This is a genomic window from Cyanobacteria bacterium FACHB-DQ100 (assembly GCA_014695195.1).
Classification (GTDB): Bacteria; Cyanobacteriota; Cyanobacteriia; order Leptolyngbyales; family Leptolyngbyaceae; genus Leptolyngbya.
The window spans coordinates 1-12,016 of the sequence record JACJNW010000043.1 but is presented as its reverse complement, the minus strand read 5'-3'; the positions used below and the strand labels follow the sequence as shown (position 1 = coordinate 12,016).

Below are 12,016 nucleotides of genomic sequence, written 5' to 3'. Positions count from 1 at the left end.
AAGATAGCCAAACATACTCCCCAAGTTCTTCTTGAGAATAGGAGTAAGGACTCAAGGCATCAAAGAAGACTTGTTGAACGTCCATATCAGGTAGGGTATGCAACTCAGCCAACATTTCTTGAACTTGTGAGAGCCATGATAGATCGCTGTGCTGGAAAAGGGGGCCTTCTGCACCTTCAATGTCAATTTTAAAGACATCAATTTTTTCAATCCCAAAGTCTTTTAGAATATCTGAAACAGTCACGGCATCAATTGTCATCGCTGACTGATCTTGTTTAGTTTGAACCTGTCTCTCCCAATGTCCTGCCGCTGGATTTGAAATCATCAGTGGCTCTTTCTTATACCAAAGCGCTGCCTGGATTACCTCAACATTCTTGTAAGGCTTGCAATTCTGCACCAGAAGCTCAAAGTTTTCCTGATCAGGCTCGATCGCGATAATTCTTGCCTGTGGATGGCGATTCGCCATCATGATTGTGAACAACCCAATATTTGCTCCTGCATCAATCACAACTTGAACCTGTGACTGTTTGGGCTTCCAATTATGAAAGACAGGAAGGAACTGTTTGAGTAGCACTAAATCTGAGCTAGGCTGACGCAGATATAAAGGTTGGGAACAGCCAGGAAATAGAACTGGACACAACTTCTTCCTAAGAAGTGAGAAATTCCAAACCAGACTGAGTGAATTGAGAACGCCTAAAGCAGAGGAGTTCTCAATGAAGTTAGAAACTCTTTTAGCAATCATGAACTCGTTTCCTTTAACTATGATAGATCTTTGACATCAAGCGGATTTAGAAAAAAGCTGATACAGCTTTCTACTCTGCCAATCCCCTCAAAAATTTGAACAAGTCTTTTGTCACCAAGATGTCGGCGCAGTAATAAGTCATGAAATGTCCATGCGCCGATTCGTCTAGCTGTAAAAGCTAATGCAAGCGCTAAGTTTTTCAACTGATGTCTTAAAGGAACTTTTCCTTCCATTCCAATTGCGTCTAATTGAGCACTAGTACAAGCTATTCCGCGATGTAGACGACACAGATATTCGATGGTTGTTCGAGTTGATGGAATTAAATGCACTGCATAAAGAGTTGGAGTGTACCAAATCTCCCAACCTTTGTTTTTGATTCTAAGAATAATTTCTGTGTCTCCTCCAGAGCTTAAAGCTTTACCAACTCTGTCCGTTAAATATTGCTTTTCAAGCCAACCTATTTCAAGTAGGGCTTGCTTTTGAAAAACAATTGCTGCACCCGCAAATCGAATTGCTGGACTTTCAGGTTTGAAGTGAATTTCTTGTGTTCCATAATCCACCCTGCATAAAGCTGCCTCGCATTTCAGCGCAGCAGTTGATGGGGTACCGAGATATTCAGGGTGAATTTTTCCGCTGACCACTCCTGATTTGGGATGGTCTTGAACAAAGGCAAGAACCGAAGACACCCAGTCTTCTTTGATTCGGACATCATCATCAATGAAGGCAATCCAATCACTTGTTGAATGAGATAAGCCTGCTAGACGCGCGTTTGTTAAACCAGTTTTAGGCTCAAAAATATATTTAAGGCTTGGGATTAAACCATCTTGGATAAAACTAGTTACAACCTGTTTGGTAGTATCAGTTGAATTGTTATCAACAACTAGAACCTCAAAGGAATGCTTTGAATCAAGATACTGATCTCGCAAGCAGTTCAAGCAGCTTCTTAATAAGTCGCAGTTGTTGAAGGTACAAACAATGAGTGATAAGTGTGATTTCATTCTAGTTCCAGGTCATTTACAATCTTCACGCCAAATCATTACAGGCCGAAAAGTAGTTTAGATCGAAAAGCTGATTCATATCATAGATATGGGAACCTCGAAAAAATGATAATTTAAGCACAAGTATTTTGCTCTAGACGTTACTAAGTTCTTGTGTAAAATTAATCTGCTCACTTTCCTGAACGACGATCGAGCGATACCAAACTTCTAGCACGATCAGTTTATAAACCATTGCTAGGTTCTGCCGATACTGGTTAAATAGCTTCTGAATACACGGGCGAACGAAAAAGCCAAGATTCACTAAGTATCCATCCAGCACCCAATCGCCATAGCGATCGAGCAAAGACCGAATCCAATCGACGTAGGGCGGCTCAAATCCTCTTTTGGGTCGATCAATAACTTCCGCAGGCAGAACATCTCTAACCGCTTGTTTTAACCAGAACTTATGCCCTAAACCGAGATCGGATTTGTTCTTACGCAAACCCACCACTAATTCAATCAGTTTGTGATCGAGTAAGGGTAAACGGACTTCCAGAGAAGAAGCCATACTGGTGCGATCGCCCAAAGCCAAACAATTTGACACAAGCCAAGTATCGAATACCAGTTGAGTCACTTGGTTAGGAACATCATCCCAATGCTCATGAGCGAGTGTAAACGGCTGAAACGGATTGCGTGGCGGAAGTTTTGCCAAAAATTCCTCAGTGTAGAGGGTTGAGTGATGATGCCAAGCATCTCTAAACTCAGCCCGAATGTTATAGAATACGCCCTGATTCGGATGGTGTCGAGCAATCTGATTGTTCTCTAACATCTGGCGCAGGAGCGATCGTAACATTGCAGGCACTTTGGGGCTATTCATCAGCCGACGATACAGCGGCAGATAAGTTAAAGAATCAGCACTTTCCCAGATTGAATGAGAACTAGCTGAAGCAGTAGATTGTTTTTGCTGAGTTAAGTGTGTAGCAGCCACAACCCAGTCATAGCCCCAAAACAACTCATCACCCCCAATACCACTTAACATCACTTTGATGCCTTGGTCGGCTGCGAGCTCCATTACAGAATAGTGACCATAGGCTGCAATATCTGCGATCGGGTCGTCCATCGATCGTACTAAATCGGGAAAGAATTCCACCAAGGCTTCTGGATGGAGTTCGACCTCGTTAAACGGTAACCCTAACTGTTTTGCCAGGGCTTCTGCTTGATCTCGTTCATCACACGCAGGTCTACCCGGATAGCCCACACTAAATGCCTGAAGCACATCTTTATATTTAGGAGCTGCCAGTGCTGCGATCGCACCTGAATCGAGCCCACCACTTAACGCCACCCCAACCGGAACATCTGAGCGTAAGGTTAACTCAACAACTTGTTCTAATTCATCCCGAATGAGTTGAGCAGGATTGCCCATGATTGGTTGAATTTGCGCTAAATTCCAGTACCGTTTCGGCTGAACTTGCAAATCGTCGGCGTGAAGCAGGAGATAGTGAGCCGCTGGAAGTTTGAGAATCCCTTGCAGCGGAGTGCGAGGTTCTGGAACATATTGGTAATGCAGAAATAGATCGATCGCAACCGGATCTAGCTCCGGCGTGTTTGGCAACAGAGCAAGAAGCGCTTTAAGTTCAGAGGCAAAGTAAAACGTGTGAGCGTCAGCCCAGTAGTAAATTGGCTTTTCACCGGCTCGATCTCGAGCTAGAAATAGCGTTTTCTCGACTTGATCCCAGATTGCAAACGCAAACATTCCCCGCAATTTCGCTAAGCAATCTGTTCCCCAGTGAGCATAAGCAGCTAATAAGACCTCAGTATCGCTATAGCTCACAAAGCGGTGTCCAGCATCCAACAATTCTGCGCGTAACTCTAGATAGTTATAGATTTCTCCGTTGAACGTGATGCAATAGCGATTATTTTGGTAGCTCATCGGTTGTTGCCCGGCTGGACTCAAATCCAAAATTGCCAAACGGGTATGCCCCATCCAAAGACAGTCATTTGCCCACTGTCCAGCGGCATCTGGCCCTCGATGATGCAGCAGATTTAACACAGACAACATCGCTTCTGAGCGAATGAGAGAATCAGACAATACACCAGCAATACCACACATGATAATCAGTGCTCTTTAGCTTTTTTGAACTTGAAGAAGACCATTGCTTAACAAACATGACCGATAGACCTCAGCCGTTTTAGCCCCAATGCTGCTCCAATCCAAGCGATCGCACGCTTGTTCGATTCGCTGTTGCAACGTGCTTAGATCGGCTTCCACACTTTTTTGAATGGCCAAGGCTAATCCTTGAGGATCATTAGGATCGTAGAGTAGTGCATCTGCTGTATCGACCAATTCAGGAATTCCGCCCAGACGGGGAGCAATGATCGGCTTCGTGAATGACAGTGCTAAAATTGCGCTACCCGAAGTCAAAATATTTTTGTAAGGTAGAACCACGCAATCTGCCGCGCTCAGGTACAAGTGAATGCGATCGCTTTCAACAAAATGCGGGTAAAACACAACATTTTTTGTATTCGCCGCTAATTTCGCTAAGGCTTGCTCATAATCTGGATCGAATGGTTGTCCTGCAATCAGTAAGGTACTGCCTTGTAGTTGAGCGTGATGCTTCTGCCAAACTTGTAGCAATTGTTCGATGCCTTTATACGGCTTCAGCATTCCTAAGTTGAGATAAATCCGTCTATGTTGAGAAAGATCGAGAAGTTGTCTTGCTTGGGCTGAGCTGATCGCACCTCCATACACTCCGCGATAATGTCCGTGAGGAATGACTTCTGCTTTCGTGACATCAAAAGCGTACTGCTGTTGATAATGGTTGAGTGCAACGTGATTGTGAAAAATTAACCGATCGGCAAGACCAATTAAAATGCGCCTCGTCCAGCGATCGATCATCGGAAACTTCGTATCATGTTCAATCTGGTCGTGAATTGACCAAACCAAACGCGTTCCCGTGGCTCGTACCAACAAAAGATCAACAATCAGCTTAGCGGCATAAGCACTTCTGAGAACAAGATTATCGCCTCTAAGGTACTTTTCTAGCCAGTGAAGATGTAGCAGATCGGGGCGGTGTGCTTGGTCTTGAATGGCACGAAAGATCGGTAAGACACGGCGATAGTTACCATAAAAGTTAACCTTGCAGTCGTTTTGTTCGATCGCGTCTGCTAAAAGCTGCTGATAGGGATTGCCTTCTCGATAGTCAGGCAGCATTAAAACGTTCAGGGGTGAAGCCTGTAATGTCATCCGCCTAGCTCCTTGAGAAATCCTTGACACACAAGTTGCTTTATTCCTTCGCTGTACATCAAGTGTCGAATTGCTCCGACATAGTGACGGCTCGGAGAATTTGCGATACCTTGATCTAAGCGAACATTGTAAGCATCGGGCAAAAGCTCTCCTCCAAATCGAGAACTGCACAAAGCATAAAGCGTTTGTTCAATCTGCCAAAAATGCCCGATGATACTAGGCAGACCCAAAAAGTCTTCGATCCAGTCCAGATTCAGTGATGCTCGGTGAATTAGACCTAAGCCAGAGTTAAACCTCTGAATCATCTCAAATCCACATTTCTCTTGCACCATCTCGAAATCAACCGTGTAGGCATTAGCGATGTCACCATTGACGGTGTTAAGCGAATAATTTGAGTCTTCAATGCGCTGAAGTAGCTCGATCGGCGATCGGTAAAACAAAATATCACTGTCGAGCAGCAACATGCGATCGCTTTCTAAGTACGCAGCGAAATCGAAGACTTTAGGTGAGAGACGATTCGTTTTGCGAAACTCTAGACAACGGGGATGATTTTCTAATAACTTCAAAGCTTTCTCATCTGCTGATAAGCGACGAATGAGACGAGCATCTGGAAAGTGTTGCTGTAAAGTCGAAATTTCCTCCAGAGTTAATGTCCCATCGTCATGAATGCAAAGTGCATATTTTCGCTGAGAATACTGATAAAAAGACTTGAGCGCCCAAACTAAGTTTAGCCAATCTGAGTTAGAAGTTAAAACATGGATTTCGCAAGTCAGATCTGTTGTTCCAGATATCGGCTGAGTACTCAAAATGCGGTGTCGAACCACATCTCGGTAGTAAGCCGTAGGTAAGCCGTGTTGATACTTTTGTTGAAGTTGCAGAACCAAACCACCAATCGACATTTTTATTCACCTATAACAACACTGAGAGCGCGATTGAATCTATGCCAAAAGTAATCGCCGGGCTGTGCCATACCAGGGACGGAATCCAGATAATGCAGCGGATAGCCCAACCTGTGATGTGAGTTCTCTCCAGGCTAATTCAGACTTGCCTTGGTTTTGATAAAATCCAGCTTTGCGAACGGCAAGCCACTTCTGCTGCTCTTGAATCTCGCGCTTGATCGTTTGGCGATCGCGCTCGTCTAAACACTGAAGATATTGAAGCGCCATCCGCACTTCATCTTCTCGAAATCCATACGCAATTCCTTGCTTCAATGTTTTGCTCTGTGGATGCCATCGCCAACGACCTAGAATATCAGGGATCAATTGCGGCTCGATCCCGGTTTGGAAAACGACTCGCACATAGTATTCGATATCCATTCCATAGTCGTAGCTTTCATCAAAATCCCCACATTGCTCAAGTAGATGTCGTCGCATAAAGCAGACATTTGAACAAGGAAAGACGTACTGAATTTCGCGCTGCCACGGCGTGAGATAATCTCGGCGGTTCAATGGGCGCTGTGGTTCGACATACCCTTTGAGATCCGTTTCATCAAAAATCTCCGAAACCCCTCCTAACCAATTCACATCCGGGTTTCTGAAGCTTTCTGCAACTTTTTCTAGACTACCAGGACACAGCAAATCGTCACTGTTTAGATAAGACCAAATCTCCCCGGTGCTTCTTCTTAACCCTTTTGTAATAGCGTGAGTTTGACCTCGATCTCGCTCACTCACCCAATACGCTAATTGAGTCTCATATTTCTGAATAATCTCTACGGTGTTGTCTGTGCTGCCACCATCAACGATGATGTACTCCAAATTAGGATAGTTCTGCAACAAAACAGAGCGAATCGTCTCTTCAATAAACTGCCCCTGGTTGTAGCTAGGTGTAATAATGCTAATTCGAGGGTGATTTTCAGCAGGATTGATTTGATCTGAACCTAGGGTTTCTTCAGTCCAAGGATACCCAGTCTTCCCAAGCGGCGGCGGTGGCAGATCTTTAAGCAAGGCGTATGGCATAGAAAAATGACTCCAAAGGAAAAGTTAGCGGGTTGTTTCTAAGGTTCTAATCTGCTCAAGCGCAGTGGCAATTCCTCTGGCTCTCGCTTGATGAAACCGAAGATCTCGCTTGGAAATTCGCATGAGTCGGTAAGCTTCAAACAACTTTTCCGATCTCGACTTTTGCGCTGGTAAAGTTCCTTCTCTTAAAAATCTAAGGATAGTGCTAGAGCGAGCAATTCCTTCAACAAGCTTCAACAAGTAATCTTCCTGTAACCGATGAGCAGGTAGCAGATGCGTCAGTTTTAGATTAATAAAACTTCCGGCTCCTAAACCAATATCACAGGCAGTCAAAGCAAGATCCGAATCTTCACAAGAAGAGAACGAACTTCCTTTTCGACCTAACTGTAGTCGTTTAGACTCTTTTCGAGTCACGCCAGCATACTTTCGAGCCACACACTCACGAACGCATAAACCCGCACCACAGGGTAAGGCTGGATTACCGTAGAAGTCATTTGACCAGCGATCGCGATCGAACTGCCGCAATGCGAGCAAATCCCAGTAAGCTCGTGTCCAGTCTGGCGGCGGTGTCTCAAACTCCGGTCGAATTTGCCCACCCCAGGACCCGATAAAAGGATAATCTTTGCTGATGTGTAGTGCAACTTCTAGATAATCTGCATCAAGAACATTGTCATCATCGACAAACACCAGCGTTTCAGCCTGAGCTTCTTGAATTCCTCTCAAGCGTGCCACTGTTAGTCCTAACTGGTCTTCTCGAACATGACGCGCTAGAGGATGCCAACTTAGATCAATCTCTTCAGATAGAACTTTATCGCTCTGGTTATCAACCAGTAGCAATTCCCATTGTTCCAAAGGCAACGTCTGAGACAATAAAGCTGCAAGTACCTTATCTAAGTAGGCTCGTCGAGGATTGTGAGCACAAATAATAATGCTTAAATCAGGTTTCACAACACACTACCAAATAACACTCAATTAGTGACCATAAACTACATTGCGAGTCGAGAGCGAAGCGATCGTTGCCATATCCGAATCATGCTTTTATAAGCAGCGATCCTCATTCTGGGTGAGGAATAACACCGCAATGCTTCTCGAATCTGGTTCATCGCCGCCGTCATATCTTGTTTATCAATGAACTGCTCAGCAGTTTGTAACGCAGAAAATGCAATTAGGACTAAAGCAGTTCGGAAGAGCTGATTTGCCGACTCTTTAGGTAGATAATCTTTGACAATATGAATTGCTTGGCGAAAGTCTTGAATGTTTTCACCTGTGCGAACGGAACGTCCGGTCAAAGAGGAGTCGTGCATTCGGTAGATAGCGAGGGGTTCTACCTCATACCAAACTGGGTAATTCGCGGCAATCCTCACCCACATTTCCCAGTCTTCGCCCCAGTGGCGAATTCGACGATCATACCCACCGAGATGCTCGTAAACGTCTCGACGCACCACGATCGAGGGCGTTTGAATTCGCTGATGGGTTGCGATTCGCTCTAACCACTGGTCTAAGATGCCGCTTTCGGATTGTTCTAGATTGGATAAAGTTTGCCAGTGCCCACGGCTATCCATGAAGATATGGCGGCAAAACGCAGCTCCGACATCTGGACGCTGCTCGAAAGCGGCTTGCATTTTGCGGTAAAAGTCCACTCGCACCAAGTCATCTCCGTGTAAAAGGTGAATCAACTTTCCTCTGGAGCGCTCTATACAAGTTTCAAAGTTCCTGATATGCCCAACATTCTTGGGTTGCTGGTAAAACTCGACTCGCCCTTTGCCTAAGGCTTTTACGATAGCATGAGGATCATCCTGAGTAGAGCAATCATCAATCACTGCAATCTGCATTAGGTCAGTGCTGGGGGCTTGCGCTAAAACACTCGCTAGCGTTTCGCGGAGATAGTGAGCGCAGTTGTAAGTTGGGATCATTACAGACCATAATGGTCGCGATGCTGTGTCTATAACAGGAGTAATAGTCGAGCGGTGAGCAGATTGGTGATTCATAATCTGTACTGAGAATGATTGAGCCATTGGGAAGAGTAAGTCAAATGGTTAACTGCGAATTAGTAGGTCACAAGACGATCCCCTGCTGGTCTTCAACCCATAGTTGGGTTTCATCGATGCTTTCTATCACTATTGTTTGGGTCAGGTATTTTTGGAACTCACCGTTGCTGTTTGCGCCTGCATGACCCGTGATCGCCAATGCGAATTTACACTTTGAACCGATCTGCAAACTAGGTCGCTACCCCTTGAGTTTGCAAGTTCCAGTAGTGAGAATATCGTCCCTGCTGCTTCATCAATGTCCGATGGTTTCCTACTTCTACTAGCTGTCCCCGCTCTAGAACGAGAATTTGATCTGCGTCTACGATTGTAGACAGCCGATGAGCAATCACAATCACAGTCCGGTTTTGCTGAAACTTCGCTAATGCTCGCTGAATCAATCGCTCTGATTCGCTATCTAATGCACTGGTCGCTTCATCGAGAATGAGGATTTCAGGCTGTTTAAGTAGCGCCCTTGCCAGTGCTAGCCGTTGGCGCTGTCCCCCAGATAAACGATAGCCTCGTTCACCTACGACCGTTTCGTATCCATCCGGCAAACTCAGAATAAACTCATGTGCCTGAGCCGCTTGAGCCACTTCTACCACTTCTTCAAAGGTTGCGTCTAGCATTCCATAGCGTAAGTTCTCCAAAATGCTGTTGTTAAAGATGAATGTATCCTGGCTAACTACGCCGATGTGTTGTCGCCAACTAGATTGGTTGTAGTGATGCAGACTCTTGCCATTTACAACAATTTTCCCCAAATTCGGTTGGTAGAGTCCGATTAATAGATCGACGATCGACGATTTACCCGCTCCCGATTGTCCTACCAGTGCCGTCACTTGATTTTTAGGAATCGTGAAGCTTAGATTTTGCAGCACAAAATTTTCGTCATTTGTGTACGAAAGGCTAACCTGCTTGAAGTCAATGTCAGTTTGCAGTGACTCAAACCTCTCGCCTTCCATTGCTACGAACTGCTTATCACGTCTGTCTAAGATTGTACTGAGTCTTTGAAGATTTGCGCTGTTGTCAGCAAATTGAGTGAAGGCCCCAGCAACTCCTCGTAAGCGGATTGCTAATCGCTGTAAGGCTAACAAAAAGGTAAGGAGTAAGGGTAAGATGCTTTCAGGTGTACTGCTGATCGTCATCGCAAGGCTAGCTAGAACTGCCAATGAAATCACAGGTAGCACATCGAAAATCGGCTCTGGCAGATAAAAGACCTTGGCTCGTTTCTGGAGTTGTGTCTGCACGTTATGAAGCAACTGGAACGTTTCTGCGATCGCACGTTGCTGAGTGCCGAACGTATGCAGCAATCTAAGCGCTTGAATGTCCTCTGTCATATGCTTAGACAACTCCACTTGAGCAGAGTTGAGCCGAAAAGCAGCCGATCGCAGTCGAGGAAGTAATCGTTGCTGTACTCCAATCACTGCAAGTGCTAATAGTACAGCGACTAGGGCAAGAGCAGGAGATAGCTGAATCAGAACCAAAGCATAAACGCTGGAGAATGTGAGGCTGACAATCAGCTCATTCACTGTCTGAATCTGGCGATTCACAGTTGTTGCTGCGTCATTCACAAACATCACTAGATCGCCCACTTTGTAGCGGCTTGCACACGCAAAGCTGAAGGACATAATTTGCTCGAAAATTCGTCCTGTGACTTGGGGTTGTGCTCTTGCTGATAGATAAGCTGTACTCAATTTATTGGTGTAGCCGCTGAGCGCGAGTAGAATTTGCAAGAGAACAGCACATCCCAATAATGCGAGAAATTGTTGAGATTGAGTTAGAGGGAAAGCCGATAGCAATTGCTTTAGAAGTTGGGGTTGTTGGCTCTGTTGTCCTTGAGAAAGGATAGAAACAGCCAGGTAGATGACACCTAGAGTGCTTCCTTCTAGCACAGCACTGAGCACATTCGTGATTAGGTTAATCGCGAGTAAACTCCAATTCTGATACGCGATCGTTGTAATCAAACGATAAGCGGGTGAATTAAGCGTTGTTCTGAGTTTTTGCAACCTGAAGTCTCCTCTTACTGTAGGGCTTGGATTACTGTCTTGTGTTAGCGAACTGAGATAGCAAACAGAGCAATTTAAGCTTCTGAATTTTTGTCACACCTTCTCCGTTATTCGGCTTCTTTCAACGATGTTGAGAAAAAGTTACGCTGAAGAGACTGAGATCTACAGACCGTCAAAGCCCCTTTCCAAGAGAGAATTATTGAATTGATTGAGCGATAAACTTCTATGTTTTATTTTACGGCTTGTTGATCTTGAATCAGGAGAATCCTAAAGCAAATCGCTGGTGGTCAATTAGACAGAACTTACAGAAAATTTGCAGTTTGCTTTGGACTCAGTAGATTATTTTATTCAAGAAATTGTTGGATTATTTAATTTAACCATCATCATGATTCTGGTGCTTAAAATAAGGGCTATTTGGCTGGTTTTCGTTTCGCGATCGCCATTGCAATGTAATAGTAAATCGTGAATAGAATTCCAGAAAAGATCTGCCCCCCCCAAGAACCATGCCAAAATTCAAACGCAGATTTTCCCCAGTAAGCTTCGGACATGGCTAACAACATAATCCGTGGTACATTCGCGATAAAGGCTAAAACAATTCCGATCGCGATCATCAGTGTGATTTTGATTGGACTTTGTTTAAGAAACAATCCCAGTACAAAACTAGCGACCGCTAAAATCGTTGCCATGTCAAATCCACTACAGCCCCAATCCACATCGACCGTTTTTCCTGCCAGCGTGATCCAGGTTCCGTTCTGAACGGCAGCATGACCGATCGCGTTGAGTCCTTCAGTTCCGCTCCATGCCATCAAGTTTTCTAGCATTCTGGGGGGCGTGAACACTTGCCACAAGTTTTTTGCAACCGCAGTCGGCTGGGGGAATAGTCCAAGTCCAAGTAAGGCGATCGGTAACGGATAGCGACGAAAGAAAGACAGTCCCCAACTGCTTAGCGCAATTCCGCTCAGGATCAGAATGAAGATCAATCGTTGCGCCCATTCGGAGAAGAAGCCTAGCGGAGATAGAACAATTCCACAGCTAATTATGATATGCCCGAGTAAGCGATCGTCCTCA

General features: G+C 45.0%; 10 protein-coding genes. All 10 read right to left on the bottom strand.

Translation table 11 applies throughout. The features are described 5' to 3' along the window. Positions 1 to 742 (bottom strand): FkbM family methyltransferase (locus H6F51_24985; protein ID MBD1825728.1); only part of this gene is annotated, 742 nt, incomplete at its 3' end. 17 nt (positions 743 to 759) lie between these two features. Next, on the bottom strand, positions 760 to 1,740 hold the full coding sequence (locus H6F51_24980; GenBank protein ID MBD1825727.1) for a glycosyltransferase family 2 protein: 981 nt from the start codon (positions 1,738 to 1,740) through the stop codon (positions 760 to 762). A 133-nt stretch (positions 1,741 to 1,873) separates the two neighbouring features. Further along, the gene (asnB, locus tag H6F51_24975) at positions 1,874 to 3,829 is read right to left on the bottom strand and encodes an asparagine synthase (glutamine-hydrolyzing) (GenBank protein MBD1825726.1); all 1,956 of its coding nucleotides are present in this window, start codon (positions 3,827 to 3,829) and stop codon (positions 1,874 to 1,876) included. Between the two features lie 15 nt (positions 3,830 to 3,844). Continuing rightward, positions 3,845 to 4,963, bottom strand: a complete 1,119-nt coding sequence (locus H6F51_24970; protein ID MBD1825725.1) for a glycosyltransferase family 4 protein — start codon at positions 4,961 to 4,963, stop codon at positions 3,845 to 3,847. Continuing rightward, a complete protein-coding gene (locus tag H6F51_24965) occupies positions 4,960 to 5,862 on the bottom strand; it encodes a hypothetical protein (GenBank protein MBD1825724.1) in 903 nt (300 codons plus the stop codon). Before H6F51_24965 ends, H6F51_24970 begins: the two co-directional genes overlap by 4 nt. Positions 5,863 to 5,901: 39 nt before the next feature. Next, positions 5,902 to 6,918, bottom strand: coding sequence for a glycosyltransferase (locus H6F51_24960; GenBank protein ID MBD1825723.1), 1,017 nt, complete (start codon positions 6,916 to 6,918; stop codon positions 5,902 to 5,904). Between the two features lie 24 nt (positions 6,919 to 6,942). Further along, complete coding sequence (locus H6F51_24955; GenBank protein MBD1825722.1) at positions 6,943 to 7,866, bottom strand: glycosyltransferase family 2 protein; 924 nt, start codon at positions 7,864 to 7,866, stop codon at positions 6,943 to 6,945. A 38-nt stretch (positions 7,867 to 7,904) separates the two neighbouring features. After that, entirely contained in the window at positions 7,905 to 8,906 is a 1,002-nt protein-coding gene (locus H6F51_24950; GenBank protein ID MBD1825721.1) for a glycosyltransferase, read from the bottom strand. A gap of 230 nt (positions 8,907 to 9,136) precedes the next feature. Next, positions 9,137 to 10,948: an ABC transporter ATP-binding protein/permease gene (locus H6F51_24945; GenBank protein MBD1825720.1), complete on the bottom strand. Its 1,812-nt coding sequence runs from the start codon at positions 10,946 to 10,948 to the stop codon at positions 9,137 to 9,139. A 410-nt stretch (positions 10,949 to 11,358) separates the two neighbouring features. Further along, positions 11,359 to 12,016: cyanoexosortase C (gene crtC / locus H6F51_24940; protein ID MBD1825719.1), on the bottom strand; the 658-nt coding region annotated here is incomplete at its 5' end.